The 14761-nt window shown below is 49.0% G+C and carries 31 protein-coding genes; all 31 read right to left on the minus strand.

The genetic code is table 11. The annotated features are described in order from the left end of the window. Nucleotides 1–433: 433 nt before the first annotated feature. Complete coding sequence (rplQ, locus tag MMIC_RS11740) at nucleotides 434–820, minus strand: 50S ribosomal protein L17 (protein WP_072660673.1); 387 nt, start codon at nucleotides 818–820, stop codon at nucleotides 434–436. Nucleotides 821–853: 33 nt separating this feature from the next. Further along, nucleotides 854–1831, minus strand: coding sequence for a DNA-directed RNA polymerase subunit alpha (locus MMIC_RS11745; RefSeq protein WP_072660674.1), 978 nt, complete (start codon nucleotides 1829–1831; stop codon nucleotides 854–856). A gap of 20 nt (nucleotides 1832–1851) precedes the next feature. Then, nucleotides 1852–2481: a 30S ribosomal protein S4 gene (gene rpsD / locus MMIC_RS11750; protein WP_072660675.1), complete on the minus strand. Its 630-nt coding sequence runs from the start codon at nucleotides 2479–2481 to the stop codon at nucleotides 1852–1854. A gap of 13 nt (nucleotides 2482–2494) precedes the next feature. After that, a complete protein-coding gene (rpsK, locus tag MMIC_RS11755; protein ID WP_072660676.1) occupies nucleotides 2495–2899 on the minus strand; it encodes a 30S ribosomal protein S11 in 405 nt (134 codons plus the stop codon). Between the two features lie 11 nt (nucleotides 2900–2910). Then, on the minus strand, nucleotides 2911–3279 hold the full coding sequence (gene rpsM, locus MMIC_RS11760; protein WP_072660677.1) for a 30S ribosomal protein S13: 369 nt from the start codon (nucleotides 3277–3279) through the stop codon (nucleotides 2911–2913). A gap of 69 nt (nucleotides 3280–3348) precedes the next feature. After that, nucleotides 3349–3462, minus strand: a complete 114-nt coding sequence (rpmJ, locus tag MMIC_RS11765; RefSeq protein WP_072660678.1) for a 50S ribosomal protein L36 — start codon at nucleotides 3460–3462, stop codon at nucleotides 3349–3351. A 61-nt stretch (nucleotides 3463–3523) separates the two neighbouring features. After that, on the minus strand, nucleotides 3524–3742 hold the full coding sequence (infA, locus tag MMIC_RS11770) for a translation initiation factor IF-1 (protein WP_018288171.1): 219 nt from the start codon (nucleotides 3740–3742) through the stop codon (nucleotides 3524–3526). Continuing rightward, entirely contained in the window at nucleotides 3735–4385 is a 651-nt protein-coding gene (locus tag MMIC_RS11775) for an adenylate kinase (RefSeq protein WP_072660679.1), read from the minus strand. The genes infA and MMIC_RS11775 overlap by 8 nt, the downstream gene beginning before the upstream one ends. Then, nucleotides 4386–5720 (minus strand): preprotein translocase subunit SecY, encoded by a 1335-nt coding sequence (gene secY, locus MMIC_RS11780; RefSeq protein WP_072660680.1) that lies wholly within the window; start codon nucleotides 5718–5720, stop codon nucleotides 4386–4388. Nucleotides 5721–5725: 5 nt separating this feature from the next. Then, nucleotides 5726–6178 carry a 50S ribosomal protein L15 gene (gene rplO, locus MMIC_RS11785; RefSeq protein ID WP_072660681.1) on the minus strand — a complete coding sequence of 151 codons (453 nt, stop codon included), beginning with the start codon at nucleotides 6176–6178 and terminating at the stop codon, nucleotides 5726–5728. Nucleotides 6179–6181: 3 nt separating this feature from the next. Then, nucleotides 6182–6373: a 50S ribosomal protein L30 gene (gene rpmD, locus MMIC_RS11790; protein ID WP_072660682.1), complete on the minus strand. Its 192-nt coding sequence runs from the start codon at nucleotides 6371–6373 to the stop codon at nucleotides 6182–6184. Nucleotides 6374–6385: 12 nt separating this feature from the next. Continuing rightward, on the minus strand, nucleotides 6386–6865 hold the full coding sequence (gene rpsE / locus MMIC_RS11795; RefSeq protein ID WP_072660683.1) for a 30S ribosomal protein S5: 480 nt from the start codon (nucleotides 6863–6865) through the stop codon (nucleotides 6386–6388). Nucleotides 6866–6875: 10 nt separating this feature from the next. Further along, entirely contained in the window at nucleotides 6876–7229 is a 354-nt protein-coding gene (gene rplR / locus MMIC_RS11800; RefSeq protein WP_072660684.1) for a 50S ribosomal protein L18, read from the minus strand. A gap of 24 nt (nucleotides 7230–7253) precedes the next feature. Beyond that, the gene (gene rplF / locus MMIC_RS11805; RefSeq protein ID WP_072660685.1) at nucleotides 7254–7787 is read right to left on the minus strand and encodes a 50S ribosomal protein L6; all 534 of its coding nucleotides are present in this window, start codon (nucleotides 7785–7787) and stop codon (nucleotides 7254–7256) included. 8 nt (nucleotides 7788–7795) lie between these two features. After that, complete coding sequence (rpsH, locus tag MMIC_RS11810) at nucleotides 7796–8194, minus strand: 30S ribosomal protein S8 (RefSeq protein ID WP_171966509.1); 399 nt, start codon at nucleotides 8192–8194, stop codon at nucleotides 7796–7798. A gap of 10 nt (nucleotides 8195–8204) precedes the next feature. Further along, nucleotides 8205–8390 (minus strand): type Z 30S ribosomal protein S14, encoded by a 186-nt coding sequence (locus tag MMIC_RS12635; protein WP_143144958.1) that lies wholly within the window; start codon nucleotides 8388–8390, stop codon nucleotides 8205–8207. Nucleotides 8391–8402: 12 nt separating this feature from the next. Continuing rightward, a complete protein-coding gene (gene rplE, locus MMIC_RS11815; RefSeq protein WP_143144959.1) occupies nucleotides 8403–8942 on the minus strand; it encodes a 50S ribosomal protein L5 in 540 nt (179 codons plus the stop codon). Nucleotides 8943–8953: 11 nt separating this feature from the next. Continuing rightward, nucleotides 8954–9283 (minus strand): 50S ribosomal protein L24, encoded by a 330-nt coding sequence (gene rplX, locus MMIC_RS11820; RefSeq protein WP_072660687.1) that lies wholly within the window; start codon nucleotides 9281–9283, stop codon nucleotides 8954–8956. Between the two features lie 23 nt (nucleotides 9284–9306). Continuing rightward, a complete protein-coding gene (gene rplN / locus MMIC_RS11825) occupies nucleotides 9307–9675 on the minus strand; it encodes a 50S ribosomal protein L14 (RefSeq protein WP_072660688.1) in 369 nt (122 codons plus the stop codon). 15 nt (nucleotides 9676–9690) lie between these two features. Further along, entirely contained in the window at nucleotides 9691–9957 is a 267-nt protein-coding gene (gene rpsQ / locus MMIC_RS11830; RefSeq protein ID WP_072660689.1) for a 30S ribosomal protein S17, read from the minus strand. 12 nt (nucleotides 9958–9969) lie between these two features. Beyond that, nucleotides 9970–10167 carry a 50S ribosomal protein L29 gene (gene rpmC / locus MMIC_RS11835; protein ID WP_072660690.1) on the minus strand — a complete coding sequence of 66 codons (198 nt, stop codon included), beginning with the start codon at nucleotides 10165–10167 and terminating at the stop codon, nucleotides 9970–9972. After that, nucleotides 10164–10586, minus strand: coding sequence for a 50S ribosomal protein L16 (gene rplP, locus MMIC_RS11840; RefSeq protein ID WP_072660691.1), 423 nt, complete (start codon nucleotides 10584–10586; stop codon nucleotides 10164–10166). The genes rpmC and rplP overlap by 4 nt, the downstream gene beginning before the upstream one ends. A gap of 26 nt (nucleotides 10587–10612) precedes the next feature. After that, nucleotides 10613–11263 carry a 30S ribosomal protein S3 gene (rpsC, locus tag MMIC_RS11845; RefSeq protein ID WP_072660692.1) on the minus strand — a complete coding sequence of 217 codons (651 nt, stop codon included), beginning with the start codon at nucleotides 11261–11263 and terminating at the stop codon, nucleotides 10613–10615. An 11-nt stretch (nucleotides 11264–11274) separates the two neighbouring features. Further along, complete coding sequence (gene rplV / locus MMIC_RS11850; RefSeq protein WP_072660693.1) at nucleotides 11275–11616, minus strand: 50S ribosomal protein L22; 342 nt, start codon at nucleotides 11614–11616, stop codon at nucleotides 11275–11277. 5 nt (nucleotides 11617–11621) lie between these two features. After that, nucleotides 11622–11900: a 30S ribosomal protein S19 gene (gene rpsS, locus MMIC_RS11855; protein WP_072660694.1), complete on the minus strand. Its 279-nt coding sequence runs from the start codon at nucleotides 11898–11900 to the stop codon at nucleotides 11622–11624. An 8-nt stretch (nucleotides 11901–11908) separates the two neighbouring features. Further along, complete coding sequence (gene rplB / locus MMIC_RS11860; RefSeq protein WP_072660695.1) at nucleotides 11909–12739, minus strand: 50S ribosomal protein L2; 831 nt, start codon at nucleotides 12737–12739, stop codon at nucleotides 11909–11911. 3 nt (nucleotides 12740–12742) lie between these two features. After that, a complete protein-coding gene (gene rplW / locus MMIC_RS11865; RefSeq protein ID WP_072660696.1) occupies nucleotides 12743–13042 on the minus strand; it encodes a 50S ribosomal protein L23 in 300 nt (99 codons plus the stop codon). Then, nucleotides 13039–13662 (minus strand): 50S ribosomal protein L4, encoded by a 624-nt coding sequence (gene rplD / locus MMIC_RS11870; RefSeq protein ID WP_072660697.1) that lies wholly within the window; start codon nucleotides 13660–13662, stop codon nucleotides 13039–13041. Before rplD ends, rplW begins: the two co-directional genes overlap by 4 nt. A 1-nt stretch (nucleotide 13663) precedes the next feature. Next, on the minus strand, nucleotides 13664–14296 hold the full coding sequence (gene rplC, locus MMIC_RS11875; protein WP_072660698.1) for a 50S ribosomal protein L3: 633 nt from the start codon (nucleotides 14294–14296) through the stop codon (nucleotides 13664–13666). A gap of 14 nt (nucleotides 14297–14310) precedes the next feature. Further along, a complete protein-coding gene (gene rpsJ / locus MMIC_RS11880; RefSeq protein ID WP_072660699.1) occupies nucleotides 14311–14619 on the minus strand; it encodes a 30S ribosomal protein S10 in 309 nt (102 codons plus the stop codon). 11 nt (nucleotides 14620–14630) lie between these two features. Further along, nucleotides 14631–14761: EF-Tu C-terminal domain-related protein (locus MMIC_RS11885; protein ID WP_507761191.1), on the minus strand; the 131-nt coding region annotated here is incomplete at its 5' end.

Here is a 14761-nt window from a genome sequence, read left to right on the forward strand (position 1 = left end):
ATCATTGTGACATTATAGAGACCGGAAATGAGAGCTGGAGATTCAAAAATAGAGCATGATTTAAACAGACTTTAGGGGGGTCAAAATTGGACGCTGATGGGGGGTCAATTTTGGGTGCTGATTGACATCACAATATTCCTCTCTTCATTATATCTAAGCGTATAATGAAGCATCAGTAAGACATTTTGATGACAACAAAAGATTAATCACGAAAGCCAAGAAATGCTGTCTTGAGCGCACGTGGAAAGTGATATGACGTGATGGCAGGGAGTTGCAATGATTTCACAACTACACTGATTATATTCGTGTTTATTCGTAGTGGTTGTTTTACCTGAGTTTCAATAGTTGCCATTCGTCGATGCATCCCGCTAATACGCGATGAACCAAAAAAAAGGCCCCGCATAGCGGGGCCTTTGAAATAAAGATGCTGAAGTTAAACTTCAGTAGCGTCTTCTGCCACGTCGATTGAATCAACCAGTTCAACGATAGCCATTGGCGCAGCATCACCGGCACGGTAGCCGGTCTTGATCATGCGGGTGTATCCACCAACACGGTCGCTGCATGCTGAAGCAACATCACCGAAAAGATGATCAACGATTGGACGGTGACGCAGTTTAGCCAGCGCCTGACGACGTGCGTGCAGATCACCGCGTTTGCCAAGTGTAATCAGCTTTTCAACGTATGGGCGAACAGCGCGTGCTTTCGCTTCAGTTGTTTCAATACGGCCATGTGTCAGAAGTGCTGCAGCCAGATTCGCCAGAAGTGCGCGACGGTGGCCAGTTGGCAATCCCAGGGAACCGCTGTGTTTACGATGTCTCATTGCTTTATCCTCTTCCTATTCGTGTAGACCGACTCAGCTTTCCAGCGAGTCAGCAGAATCTTGTGGCGGCCAGTTTTCAAGTTCCATGCCCAGCTCAAGGCCCATGTTTTCCAATACTTCTTTGATTTCGTTCAGTGATTTGCGACCAAAGTTAGGTGTGCGCAACATTTCCTGCTCACTACGCTGAACCAGATCACCAACACGGAACACGTCATCAGACTTAAGGCAGTTCATGGAACGAACTGACAGGTCAAGATGTTCAATTGGCTGTGCCAGAAGATCATCAAGGCCGTTATCAACTTCAACTTCTTCTTCACCTTTGCCGATGGCATTGAAATCTACGAATACAGCCAGCTGTGCTTCAAGGATGCTGGCTGCTGCATTGATAGCCTCTTCAGGTGTGAGAGAGCCATTGGTGTCGATTTCCATGATCAGTTTATCATAATCTGTACGCTGACCAACACGAGCAGGTTCAACACGCGTAGCTACGCGACGGATTGGGGAAAAAGATGCATCAACAAGCAGAGAGCCTACTGCACGATCTTCAACCTCACGCTCGGATGCAGCATCATAGCCGCGTCCCTTTTCAACTAACGCTTCAACTTTGAGGTGACCATCATCATTCAAATGCGCCAGTTCAAGTTCAGGATTGAGAACCATCAGGCCTGCAGGACACTGAATGTCACCGGCAGTAACAACACAAGGACCTTTCATATCCAGCGTGATTGATGCCGCATCATCGCCTTCCATGCGGATATCCAGCTCTTTCAAAGTCAGGATGATATCCATCACATCTTCACGAACACCTTTAATGGTATCGTATTCATGTGAAACACCGTCAAAAATAACCGATGTTACTGCCACACCCGGCAGGGATGACAGCAGCATGCGACGAATACTGTTACCAATGGTAGTACCATAACCGCGCTCAAGAGGTTCGAAAACGATCTTGGCAGAGCGGCCGGCAACTTTTTCTTCGATGCTGATATTACGCGGATTGATCAACTGCATGTGACAGACCTCAGTAGTGATTACTTGGAATAAAGTTCAACAATCAGCTGTTCGCGGATACCCGCATCCAACTGATCACGTGCAGGAAGTTCACGGAAAGTACCCTGACGAGTAGGCAGATCTACATCCATCCACTCAGCAGTACCCAGATTACCTGCAGCTTCAGTAGCAGCATTAACACGCAGATGTTCCTTGGCATCATCTACGAGTTCCAGACGGGAACCAACACGAACGTTGAAAGATGGAATGTTGGCAATTCTGCCATTTACCTTAACCAGTTTATGGCGAACAATCTGACGTGCTTCAGTACGTGAAGTGGCCAGACCCATGCGATAAACAACATTGTCCAGACGTGCTTCAATCAGCTGCAACAGGTTAAGACCGGTTACGCCAGGCATACGGTCAGCATCTTTAAAGTAGCTGCGGAACTGTTTTTCCTGCAAACCATAGATACGTTTAACCTTCTGCTTTTCACGCAACTGCAGACCGTAGTCAGATGTTTTTGAACGACGGTTCTGACCATGCATACCAGGCGCATAAGGACGACGCTCGATCGGGCATTTGTCAGAGTGGCATTTGCTGCCTTTAATAAATAGTTTTTCGCCTTCACGCCTGCATAAGCGGCATTTGGCTTCCAAATAACGTGCCATCTAAATCTTGCTCCTAAACACGACGTCGCTTAGGTGGGCGACATCCATTATGTGGAATTGGCGTAACATCACGAATAGATGTTACATTGATACCCACTGCAGAAATTGCGCGCAGTGCAGACTCGCGTCCGCTACCTGGACCGCGAACCAGAACTGAACAGTTCTTTACGCCATGATCCATTGCCTTGCGTGCAGCTTCTTCAGCCGCAACCTGTGCAGCAAAAGGTGTGCTTTTACGAGAACCGCGGAATCCGGAACCGCCACTGGTTGCCCAGCACAGTGCGTTACCCGCATCATCTGTAAAAGTAATGATTGTATTGTTAAAGCTCGCTTTGATATGTGCAACGGCATTCGCAACATTCTTGCGGACGCGTTTCTTACCAGCGGTAGCTTTAGCAGCTTTTTTAGGTGCAGCCATCGTCTATCCCCTTACTTCTTCTTGCCGGCTACTGTACGACGCGGTCCTTTGCGCGTACGGGCATTTGTTTTACTACGCTGACCACGAACTGGCAGCCCTCTGCGGTGACGAAGACCACGATAGCAACCAAGGTCTGTCAGACGCTTGATGTTCATAATGACTTCACGACGCAGATCACCTTCAACAGTATAATCTGAATCGATTACACTACGGATCTTGGCGACGTCATCGTCACTCAAATCTTTCACGCGAACATCTGAACTGATACCAGCTTTGGATAGAATATCCTTGGAGCTAGTTGCCCCAATACCAAAGATATAAGTCAGAGCGACTTCTACACGCTTCTGAGTCGGAATATTTACACCCGAAATACGAGCCACTTCTTGCCTCCTTAGGCCTTAAGAAAAAGGGCGCGAACCATAGCCATTGGCTGGTACACGCGCAATCACTTAACCCTGACGCTGTTTATGTCGAGGATTTTCACAGATAATGCGAACTACGCCTTTACGACGAATCACACGACATTTCATACACATTTTTTTGACTGATGCACGGACTTTCACGCCTGGCACCTCCTCAAATCTATTCCCGGAAAACCGGGCAACAACCCTTGCGGGTCGTTAATTATTTTTCGCGGTAGCTGATGCGTCCACGAGACAAGTCGTATGGAGAGATCTCCACAGTTACCTTGTCGCCAGGAAGAATACGAATGTAGTACTTCCTCATTTTTCCGGAAATCGTGCACAGTAGTTCGTGTCCGTTTTCCAGCTTAACTTTGAACATGGCATTCGGAAGCTTTTCAACCACTTCCCCCGACATTTCAATAATATCTTCTTTAGCCATGCTGTATCTTCACCACCTGTTTCAGCGCGGTATAAACCGCTGCCATTTCCCCGGAAGCATCCAGCTTACTGAAACCATCTTTATCCTGATAATAACCAAGAAGCGGTTCTGTCTGCTCGCGATATACTTCCAGACGATGCGCAATAACTTCTTCACGATCATCTTCCCGCTGGTAGAGCTCTCCGCCGCAGCGATCACAGAGCCCTGAATTTTGGGGCGGCGAATACTGCCTATGAAATCCAAAACCGCAAGCCTTACAAATCAGGCGACCGCAAAGACGGTCCAAAAGGTTCTTTTCAGGCGCATCCATGAAAACAGTATGGTCTACACTCAAACCATGTTTTGCCAACATCTCATCGAGAGCAACGGCCTGTGCGACATTACGTGGAAAGCCATCAAGCAGAAAACCTTTGCTTTCATCTTCAGCGATACGATCTTCGATCATGGCAACGACAACTTCATCAGGAACCAGTTTACCTGCTTCCATGAAAACCTTGGCTTTCAATCCGGCATCAGTGCCATTACGGACAGCTGCGCGCAGGATATCACCCATAGCCAGGTGTGCGATACCAGCCTCAGCAGCCAGTTTCTCGCCCTGTGTGCCTTTGCCGACACCAGGTGGTCCAAATAGAATAAGATTCATTTACTTGCCGGTTCTGAGACGGGCTTTTTTCATCAGCCCCTCATACTGATGGCTCATCAGATGAGACTGGATCTGCCCCATGGTATCCATGGTTACAACCACGACGATCAGCAGAGATGTACCACCGAAGTAGAATGGCACTGACAATTCAGCGATCAACCACTCTGGAATCAGACAAACAATGCTCACATAAGCAGCACCTGTCACGGTGATACGGGTTAAAACATTATCAACATAATCGGCAGTTTTCTGACCCGGACGAATCCCCGGAATAAAACCACCATTCTTCTTCAGATTATCAGCCGTATCTTTTGGGTTAAACACAATAGCTGTGTAGAAGAAGCAGAAAAATACAATCAACCCGGTAAACAGTGCCATATACAGCCAGGCACCCGGAGAAAGGATAGCAGACAGATCACCCAGCCAGGCAAGGCCTTCCACGTCTTTGGTAAAGGTTGCAAATGTAGCAGGCAACAGGATCAATGAAGATGCAAAGATTGGCGGAATTACACCAGCTGTGTTTACTTTCAATGGCAGGAATGATGCTTTACCACCATACATGCGATTGCCAACCTGACGCTTGGCGTACTGAATCGGAATACGACGCTGTGCACGTTCAAACCAGACCACCAGCGCAGTCACAACCAACACCATGGCAAACAGCGCCAGTACCGTGAATGCTGTATATTCACCAGTGCGTGCCAGTTCTAATGTGCCACCGATTGCAGAAGGAAGACCTGCAGCAATACCTGCAAAAATGATCAGAGAGATACCATTGCCGATACCGCGTTCAGTGATCTGCTCACCCACCCACATCAGGAAGATGGTACCTGTCACCAGTGTAATCACCGTCATGGCGCGGAAATCCAGTCCAGGATCAATCACAACCGACTGACCACCGACAGAAAATGACTCCAGACCGATTGAGATACCAATACCCTGGAATGTTGCCAACAGCAATGTGCCGTAACGTGTGTATTCAGTAATCTTACGACGACCCGCTTCACCCTCTTTCTTCAGCTGTTCAAGTTTTGGTGAAACTACTGTCATCAGCTGCATGATAATCGCAGCTGAAATGTAAGGCATAATTCCAAGAGCAAAAATAGTCAGGCGGGATAGTGCACCACCGGAGAACATGTCGAACATGCCCAGCAGTGAACCTTGCGCCTGACCGAAAAACTGTGCCAACGCAGCTGCATCAATACCCGGCACAGGGATATGTGCGCCAATGCGGTACACAATCAGCATGCCCAGAGTAAATAGAATACGTGATTTCAGCTCAGGAATCTTACCGATATTCCCGAAACCACCCATTGCTGCTGCAGGATTAGACATAGTCTTTAAGCCTCAGCCGATGCCAGGTTCAGTGTTCCACCTGCTGCTGTAACTGCTGCTGCTGCACTTGCAGAGGCCGCAGCTACTGAAACAGTAACTTTCTTGGACAGTTCACCAGTTGCCAGCAGTTTAATAGGATCCACTGCATTGCGAACCAGTCCTGCTTCAAACAGTGCTGCTGCATCAACCGTTGCACCATCATCAAATGCATTCAACTGACCCAGATTCACAATCTGGAAATCGTTGTCTGTCAGAGGAGTGAAACCACGCTTGGGTACACGACGGATCAAAGGCATCTGGCCGCCTTCAAAACCGCGCGCTACTTTACCACCTGAGCGGGATTTCTGACCTTTGTGACCACGGCCACCGGTCTTACCGTTTCCGGAAGCGATACCCTGGCCTTTACGTTTACGGGCCTTACGGGAACCTTCGTCTGATTTCAGTTCATTCAGTTTCATCTCTTACTCTCCGGACTCAATACGAACGAGATGACTCACCTTGTTCACCATACCGCGAACAGAAGGAGTATCTTCAAGCTCTACTACCTGATTCATACGACGGATACCCAGACCTACCAGAGTTGCTCTCTGAGATTTGGAGTAGCCAATGCCACTTTTCACCTGACGTACACGAATAGTGTCTTTCTTAGCCATTTGGAGCTCCTATTAAGCGGTCTTGCCGCGACGTTCAGCGACCTGCTCAGGGCTTTCCAACGATTTCAGACCGTTGAAAGTAGCACGAACAGAGTTCACAGCGTTACGGGAACCCAGTGATTTAGTCAGAATATCCTTGATACCTGCAGCATCCAGTACAGCACGTACGGATGAACCGGCAATAACACCAGTACCTTCTGAAGCCGGCTTCAGCATGACGCGTGATGCATCCTGAATACCGATTACCTGGTAGTGGATTGTGCCGTCTTTACGAGGCACATGAATCAATGATTTCTTGGCAATTTCAGTTGCTTTGCGAATCGCTTCAGGAACTTCTTTTGCTTTTGCGTGGCCGAAACCAACATGACCGTTACCATCACCTACAACCATCAGAGCCGAGAAGCTCATGCGACGACCACCGGATACGGTTTTAGCGATACGGTTAATGGTGATCAGTTTTTCTGTCAGGTCCAATTCATCTGCGTTGATCATCTAATATCTCCTAGAACTTCAGGCCGCCGGCGCGAGCGCCTTCAGCCAGTGCCTGTACGCGACCGTGGTATGCAAAACGACCACGATCAAAGGCAACAATCTCAACACCTGCTTTCAATGCACGTTCAGCAATCAGTTTGCCTACTTCTTCAGCACCGGCCTTGTTACCACCGCTTTTTACTGATGCGTCCAGACTGGATGCAGTCGCCAGCGTAGTGCCGTTGGCATCATCGATAACCTGTGCGTAAACATGGCGCGCAGAGCGGAAAATGCTCAGACGCAGCTTGCCGGATGCTTTAACACGCGCGCGAACTTTACGAGCGCGGCGAATAGCACCATCTTTTTCAAAACGTTTAATAGCCATCTCTTAACTCCTAGCCTCTCGCCCTTAAGCCTTCTTGCCTTCTTTCATTGCCACATATTCGCCAACATAACGAACACCCTTGCCTTTATAAGGCTCTGGCGGACGATAAGCACGAATTTCAGCAGCAACCTGGCCGACTTTCTGCTTGTCGATACCGGCTACAGTAATAATGCTCTGATCAACCGTTGCAGTGACACCGTCAGGCAGTGCGTATACAACAGGATGTGAGAAACCAAGTGACAGGTTCAGGCTTTTGCCCTGAGACTGTGCACGATAACCAACACCGCGCAACTCAAGCTTCTTCTCGAAGCCGTTTGTTACACCAGTAACGTTGTTTGCGATCAGCATACGTGCCAGACCGAAAAAAGACTTGGTTTTCTTATCGCCCAGATCTGCACATGATACAGTCAGAGTATTATCTTCCTGCTCAACAGTAATGCCTGCGAACAGTGGTGAAGTGAGTTCACCTTTAGCGCCCTTTACAGTAACTGAATCGTCGTTCAGACGAACTTCAACACCGGCTGGGATTGTAATAGGTTCTTTACCAACACGTGACATATTTTACCTCAAAATACCGTACAGAGGACTTCGCCACCAATATGGGCAGCGCGTGCTTTCTTGTCGGTCATAATTCCCTGTGAAGTGCTGACAATTGCAACACCATAACCATTCTTCACACGTGGCAGATCATCAGCGCCGGAGTACACACGACGACCGGATTTCGATACACGTTTGATTTCACGAATGATTGGCTGGGCATCATCATCATAACGCAGGGTCAGGCGCAGAAAACGATGTCCTTTATGGTTATACGCTTTAACAGCAGCGATATAACCTTCTTCTTTCAGCAGTTCAGCCAGGCTCAGCAGTGTGTTGCTGGCAGGCATTTCAATTTTTTCGATTCCAGCTGTCTGCGCGTTACGAATACGCGTCAACATGTCGGCAATACGGTCCATCATCATAATTATATACCCCTTACCAGCTCGACTTAACCATGCCAGGAATCTCACCGGCAAGAGCATGCTTACGCAGGCAGATACGGCAGACTCCGAGCTTGCGGTAAACAGAGTGCGGACGGCCACACAGCTGACAGCGCGTATAAGCGCGAACTTTGAATTTTGGTTTACGATTGCATTTGGCAATCATGCGTTTTGAAGCCATGAGCTAACCCTCTTATTGACGGAACGGCATGCTGAACTGTTTCAGCAGGGCACGTCCCTCTTCGTTCGTATTAGCAGAAGTACAGATCGTGATATCCATACCGCGAACTTTATCTACCTTATCATATTCAATTTCCGGGAAGATAATCTGCTCTTTCAAACCCAGTGTGAAGTTACCACGACCATCAAATGATTTAGGAGAAACACCCTTGAAGTCACGGATACGCGGCAGTGCTACGTTCACCAGGCGATCAAGGAATTCCCACATCTGCTCACCGCGCAGTGTCACACGGCAACCTACCGGCATGCCATCACGCAACTTGAAGTTTGCAATGGATTTACGTGCACGAGTAGTCACAGGCTTCTGACCGGTAATAGCGGTCATATCAGACAACGCGCCGTCAATAGCCTTGGAGTTCTGAGATGCTTCACCAACACCCATGTTCACCACGATCTTGGTGATCGCAGGAATCTGCATAGGGTTGCTGTAGGAGAACTCTTCTTTCAGAGCCGGAGCAACTGTTTCATTATAAAATTCTTTCAAACGAGCCATTGTCGTAACCCCTACTTGTCCAGCACTTCGCCACATTTGCGGCATGTGCGGACTTTGCTGCCATCTTCAAGCGTTTTAGCGCCAAGACGAACACCAGATTTACATTTCGAGCAGTAGTACTGCACGTTGGAAATAGCCAACGGCGCTTCTTTCTCGATAATGCCACCGGCACTGGCCTGACTCTGACGGGTATGACGCTTGATCATGTTAATTTTGCTAACCAGCACCTGGCCATCAGAAGCCATAACGCGGATTACTTTACCGCGTGAGCCTTTGTCGCGGCCTGCAGTTACGATAACGTCGTCATCTCTGCGAATTCGTGATTTCACCACTGTAGTCATTTTTCTATCGCCTCTCTTTCCGCTTACAGCACTTCTGGCGCGAGCGAAACGATTTTCATGTAACCCTTGCCACGCAGTTCACGTGTCACAGGGCCAAAAATACGCGTGCCCATAGGTTCATTGTTCTTGGAAAGCAGCACCGCAGCATTTTCATCAAAGCGAATTGAAGAACCATCTGAACGACGGAATTCCTTGGCAGTACGAACAACAACAGCACGCTGTACTTCGCCCTTCTTCACTTTGCCGCCTGGCATCGCTTCTTTAACAGCAACAACAATCACATCACCAACACTGGCGTAACGACGTTTGGAGCCGCCCAGCACCTTGATGCATTTAACACGTCTGGCACCTGAATTATCTGCAACCTGCAGTACGGTTTCATTCTGAATCATCGCAAATCCCCCGGATTACAGCTGCTCTGCACGAGTCAGAACAGTTTCCATTACCCAACGCTTGCGGCGTGAGATCGGAGCTGATTCAATGATACGAACAGTGTCGCCAATGTTGCAGGTGTTTTCTGCATCATGAGCCATATATTTTTTATGTGAACGAACAGTCTTGCGGTAACGCGGGTGCAGGAACTTACGCTCAACTTGCACAACAACAGTCTGCTCACCTTTATTACTTACAACAGTACCTTCCAGGGTACGTTTGTTTGTTTTTACTTCAGACATCTCTTATACCCCTTAGCTGCGCTCAGCCAGAATGGTTTTGATACGCGCGATTTCGCGACGAACCGTACCCACACGTGCTGTGTTGTTCAGCTGCATGGTTGCCTTCTGAAAACGCAACTTCATGTGTTCAGCAGCCAGCTCGTCCATGCGCTCGGCCAGGTCCGCTTCGGACATAGCTCGCAAATCTTTTGATTTCTTGTTATCACTCATCGTCCAACTCCACGCACAACGATCTTGGTGCGAATCGGAAGCTTGGCGGCAGCACGCTCTAACGCACCACGTGCCAGTTCTTCATCAATACCGTCCATTTCATACATGATGCGGCCGGCTTTAATTGCGGCAACCCAGTATTCCGGAGAACCTTTACCTTTACCCATACGTACTTCAGCAGGCTTTTTAGATACTGGAAGATCCGGAAAAATACGGATCCACACACGCCCCTGACGTTTCACGTGACGGTTAATGGTAATACGCGCAGCTTCAATCTGACGAGCGGTAATACGGCCCGGTTCCATCGCCTTCAGGCCAAACTGACCGAAGTTCAAGCTTGCACCACGAGGGCTTTTTCCGCGAATGCGCTGCAGCTCTTTGTGATGCTTACGCCAACGAATTTTCTTAGGTTGCAACATCGTTACTGTTCCTCTTCAACTCTTGTTTATGCGTTATCAGCTTCGGATTCACCCAGCTTCAAGCCGTTGAATACCCAAACCTTTACGCCGATCACACCATAAGTGGTGTGCGCTTCAGCAAAACCGTAATCCACATCTGCACGCAGAGTGTGCAGCGGCACACGGCCTTCGCGATACCATTCAGTACGAGCAATCTCAGCACCACCAAGACGACCTGCACAGTTAATACGTACACCTTTCGCACCCATGCGCATTGCACTCTGCACTGCACGTTTCATAGCACGACGGAAGGCAACACGACGCTCAAGCTGGAAGGCTACATTCTCAGCTACCAGCTGAGCTTCAGCTTCAGGGCGACGTACTTCTACGATGAACACCTGAACTTCCTGGCCGAATTTCTGTACCAACTCACGGCGAACCGCGTCGATTTCAGAGCCTTTCTTACCAATCACCACACCCGGGCGGGAGGTATGAACGGTTACCTTGATCTTGTCAGCAGGGCGCTCGATAATAATACGAGATACACCGGCATGCTTCAGACGCGCTTTAACATAGCGACGAAGCTTGATGTCTTCGCGAAGGTTGCTTCCGAAATTCTTGTCAGATGCATACCACACTGATTCCCAGCCGCGAGTTGTTCCAACGCGGAATCCAATTGGATTTACTTTCTGTCCCATGAATAATCCCCTTAACCGCGTTCGCTTACAGACACACTGAGGTGGCTGTGGCGATGAAAACGCTGACGCATACGACCCATGCCTTTCGGGCGGTAACGCTTAAGCGTCATGCCGGCATCTGCTCTGGCTTCTGATACGAACAAAGAGTCCACATCCAAACCATGATTCTGCTCAGCGTTAGCAATTGCAGATTTCAATACCTTTTCATAAAGGCGAGCTGATTTCTTTGGCGAAAGCGCCAGAACTGCCAGGGCACGATCGACATTCAAACCACGGATAGCGGATGCCATCAGACGCGCTTTTTGCGGGCTGAGCCTGCTGTTTTTGTGCAATGCACGAACTTGTTCAGACATGCTTATTACCTCTTCCTGGCCTTTTTATCAGCACCGTGACCATAGTAGGTACGGGTAGGTGAAAACTCACCCAGCTTATGGCCAACCATGTTCTCTGTTACAAACACAGGAATAAACTTGTTGCCGTTATGAACCGCGAAGTTCAGACCAACGAAATCCGGAGCAATCGTTGAACGACGTGACCATGTTTTAATTACACCCTTCTTTTCGGAAGCCTGAGTTGCATCAACCTTCTTCTGAAGGGAGGCTTCAATGTAAGGGCCTTTCTTTAATGAACGAGCCATGTCTTACCTCACTTCTGATTGCGGCGGCGAATAATATCACGGTTCGACGCCTTGTTCTTAGCACGGGTCTTGTGACCCTTAGTTGGCACACCCCAAGGTGTTACCGGATGACGACCACCTGATGTACGGCCTTCACCACCACCATGTGGATGATCTACCGGGTTCATGGCTACACCACGAACGTTAGGACGGACACCCAGCCAGCGGCTGCGGCCTGCTTTACCAACCTTGCGGTTGGAGTGATCAGAGTTACCCATCACACCGATAGTTGCCAGACAGCGGATATCTACACGACGGAATTCGCCAGATGGCATTTTCAGAATAGCCTGAGTGCCTTCTTTACCCATCAACTGAATAGATGCACCGGCACTGCGAGCCATTTGGCCACCCTTGCCAGGTTTCATCTCAACGTTATGAATCTGTGTACCTACGCGGATAGCCGACAGTGGCAACGCATTGCCAGGGCGGATTTCTGCATTTGGACCGGATTCAACAATATCACCCGCACGCAAACCCTGTGGAGCCAGGATATAACGCTTTTCACCGTTGTTAAAAACAACCAGAGCAATATGCGCTGTACGGTTCGGGTCATATTCAACGCGCGCCACTTTACCGGCAACGCCGAAATTGTCACGCTTGAAATCAACCATGCGGTACAGACGTTTATGTCCGCCACCGCGATGTGCACTGGTTACACGACCGTTATTGTTACGGCCGCCTGATTTTGTCAGGCCGGTAACAAGTGTTTTCTCCGGTGCGCCTTTGTGTAGATCTTCGCTGACTACACCAATGCGACCGCGGTTACCGTTGGTAGTTGGTTTTAATGCCTTCAATGCCATGGTTTATACCTCTTCCGCCACTTCCAGAGTTTCACCTTCAGCCAGACGAACGACAGCCTTACGGTAACCTGAACGGGTGCCCATAGTGGCGCCACGACGCTTAGGTTTGCTCGGCATATTGATAACCTGAACACGCTCAACCTTCACTTCAAAAACAGCTTCAACAGCGGCTTTCACCTGTGTCTTGGTTGCGGTGCGAGCAACACGGAATGTGTACTGATTTGCATTACCTGTAGCTTCGTAACTTTTTTCAGTTACAACAGGTTGGGTCAGAATATTAAAATGATTGATGTTTGCACTCATGACAAACGCTCCTCAAGCTTATCAACAGCCGCTGCAGTCAGAATAACACGCTTGCTTTTCAGCAGATCGTGAAGACTAACCTGACCGTCGAGGATCACTTTAGTGTTCGGCACATTGCGACCGGACAGTTCAACATTGCTGTTGTTCTCAGCCAGCACAAACAGACCGGTTGTAGCTTCCAGAGATGCCATCATGTCAACAAATGCCTTGGTCTTGATTTCAGCCAGTTCCAGCTTGTCAACAACAGTCAACTTGCCATCACGAACACAATCAGACAGCACCAGGCACAGTGCACGACGACGCTCTTTCTTGTTTACACGTGAATCAAAAGACGTGTTGGCATTCGGACCATGTGCAGTACCGCCATGACGCATATGGTGAGCACGAGTAGTACCCTGACGAGCACGACCAGTACCTTTCTGCTTGAATGGCTTTTTACCGCCACCTGAAACATCAGCAACAGTCTTGGTTGCGCTGGTGCCAGCACGCTGGGCAGATGCCAATGAGGCATAAACGCGGTGTACAAAACCGGCATCAGACTCAAGGCCGAATACTGCCGGGTTCAGCTCACGCTGACCCACTTCTTTATTGTTCTGATCTACGATGGTGATCTTCGCCATCTTACGCTCCCTTCACGGCAGGACGCAGCTCAACCAGTCCACCACGTGAACCAGGCACAGCGCCTCTTACCAGAATGCGATTGGACTCTTCGTCCACGCGAATGATTTCCAGGTTCTGAGTTGTGCAGCGCTCATTACCATAGTGACCCGGCATCTTCTTGCCCGGGAATACACGGCCTGGATCCTGACACTGACCGGTAGAACCCATCTGACGATGTACTTTTTCAGCACCATGCGTTGCACGGCCACCACCAAAGTTATAGCGCTTCATTACACCTGCGAAACCGCGACCCTTTGATGTACCGGAAACGTCGATTTTCTGACCGGCTTCGAACACAGTTGCGTTCAATTCCTGGCCGAGTTCAAACTCAGCATCAGCAGCAACACGGAACTCTTTCAAGCCGCCAGTTGCATCCTGACCCTGCTTGGCAAAATGACCCTGCACAGCACGTGAAACAACACGCTTGGCAGCACCAAAACCAACCTGAACAGCATCATAGCCGTCTTTGTCAGCAGTGCGACGTGCAATAACCTTGCACGGCTCAACATTCAATACAGTCACAGGAACAGCAGAACCATCTTCTGCAAATATCTGCGTCATGCCCGCCTTACGGGCGATTAATCCAACACTCATGATTATCCTCCCGTTTACAGCTTGATCTCAACATCCACACCGGATGGCAGATCAAGCTTCATCAGCGCATCTACGGTCTGTGGAGTTGGTGAATCAATATCAAGCAAGCGCTTGTGTGTACGAATCTCGAACTGTTCACGAGAATCTTTGTACTTATGTGGTGACTTGATTACACAGAACTTGCGAATCTTAGTCGGAATAGGAATCGGACCACGAACGTCCGCACCTGTGCGTTTTGCCGTAGCTACGATATCAGCAGCACTCTTATCGAGGATGCGATGATCGAAAGCTTTAAGGCGAATACGAATACTTTGAGTTGCCACGTACGGCCCCCTTATTTACTAATGTCGGTAACGACGCCAGCGCCGACCGTACGACCACCTTCGCGGATTGCGAAACGAAGTTCCTTATCCATTGCGATTGGGGTAATCAATTCAACATCCATAGCGATGTTATCGCCTGGCA

The sequence above is a fragment of the Mariprofundus micogutta genome (assembly GCF_001895085.1).
Lineage (GTDB): Bacteria > Pseudomonadota > Zetaproteobacteria > Mariprofundales > Mariprofundaceae > Mariprofundus > Mariprofundus micogutta.

Bases quoted from the DNA above. Each gene is read 5' to 3' on its own strand.
- rplC (WP_072660698.1), bottom strand. From the start codon at position 14,296: ATGAGTGTTGGATTAATCGCCCGTAAGGCGGGCATGACGCAGATATTT.
- rplW (WP_072660696.1), bottom strand. From the start codon at position 13,042: ATGAGTGCAAACATCAATCATTTTAATATTCTGACCCAACCTGTTGTA.
- MMIC_RS12635 (WP_143144958.1), bottom strand. From the start codon at position 8,390: ATGGCTTCAAAACGCATGATTGCCAAATGCAATCGTAAACCAAAATTC.
- rplR (WP_072660684.1), bottom strand. From the start codon at position 7,229: ATGGCTATTAAACGTTTTGAAAAAGATGGTGCTATTCGCCGCGCTCGT.
- rpmC (WP_072660690.1), bottom strand. From the start codon at position 10,167: ATGAGTGATAACAAGAAATCAAAAGATTTGCGAGCTATGTCCGAAGCG.
- rplP (WP_072660691.1), bottom strand. From the start codon at position 10,586: ATGTTGCAACCTAAGAAAATTCGTTGGCGTAAGCATCACAAAGAGCTG.
- rpsC (WP_072660692.1), bottom strand. From the start codon at position 11,263: ATGGGACAGAAAGTAAATCCAATTGGATTCCGCGTTGGAACAACTCGC.
- infA (WP_018288171.1), bottom strand. From the start codon at position 3,742: ATGGCTAAAGAAGATATTATTGAAATGTCGGGGGAAGTGGTTGAAAAG.
- rpsE (WP_072660683.1), bottom strand. From the start codon at position 6,865: ATGATCAACGCAGATGAATTGGACCTGACAGAAAAACTGATCACCATT.
- rplB (WP_072660695.1), bottom strand. From the start codon at position 12,739: ATGGCATTGAAGGCATTAAAACCAACTACCAACGGTAACCGCGGTCGC.
- rplN (WP_072660688.1), bottom strand. From the start codon at position 9,675: ATGATTCAGAATGAAACCGTACTGCAGGTTGCAGATAATTCAGGTGCC.
- rpsS (WP_072660694.1), bottom strand. From the start codon at position 11,900: ATGGCTCGTTCATTAAAGAAAGGCCCTTACATTGAAGCCTCCCTTCAG.
- rplV (WP_072660693.1), bottom strand. From the start codon at position 11,616: ATGTCTGAACAAGTTCGTGCATTGCACAAAAACAGCAGGCTCAGCCCG.
- secY (WP_072660680.1), bottom strand. From the start codon at position 5,720: ATGTCTAATCCTGCAGCAGCAATGGGTGGTTTCGGGAATATCGGTAAG.
- rplE (WP_143144959.1), bottom strand. From the start codon at position 8,942: ATGGCTCGTTTGAAAGAATTTTATAATGAAACAGTTGCTCCGGCTCTG.
- rplO (WP_072660681.1), bottom strand. From the start codon at position 6,178: ATGAAACTGAATGAACTGAAATCAGACGAAGGTTCCCGTAAGGCCCGT.
- rplQ (WP_072660673.1), bottom strand. From the start codon at position 820: ATGAGACATCGTAAACACAGCGGTTCCCTGGGATTGCCAACTGGCCAC.
- MMIC_RS11775 (WP_072660679.1), bottom strand. From the start codon at position 4,385: ATGAATCTTATTCTATTTGGACCACCTGGTGTCGGCAAAGGCACACAG.
- MMIC_RS11745 (WP_072660674.1), bottom strand. From the start codon at position 1,831: ATGCAGTTGATCAATCCGCGTAATATCAGCATCGAAGAAAAAGTTGCC.
- rplD (WP_072660697.1), bottom strand. From the start codon at position 13,662: ATGGCGAAGATCACCATCGTAGATCAGAACAATAAAGAAGTGGGTCAG.
- rpsQ (WP_072660689.1), bottom strand. From the start codon at position 9,957: ATGTCTGAAGTAAAAACAAACAAACGTACCCTGGAAGGTACTGTTGTA.
- rplF (WP_072660685.1), bottom strand. From the start codon at position 7,787: ATGTCACGTGTTGGTAAAGAACCTATTACAATCCCAGCCGGTGTTGAA.
- rpsK (WP_072660676.1), bottom strand. From the start codon at position 2,899: ATGGCTGCACCTAAAAAAGCTGCTAAAGCTACCGCTGGTAAGAAACGC.
- rplX (WP_072660687.1), bottom strand. From the start codon at position 9,283: ATGACTACAGTGGTGAAATCACGAATTCGCAGAGATGACGACGTTATC.
- rpsD (WP_072660675.1), bottom strand. From the start codon at position 2,481: ATGGCACGTTATTTGGAAGCCAAATGCCGCTTATGCAGGCGTGAAGGC.
- rpmD (WP_072660682.1), bottom strand. From the start codon at position 6,373: ATGGCTAAGAAAGACACTATTCGTGTACGTCAGGTGAAAAGTGGCATT.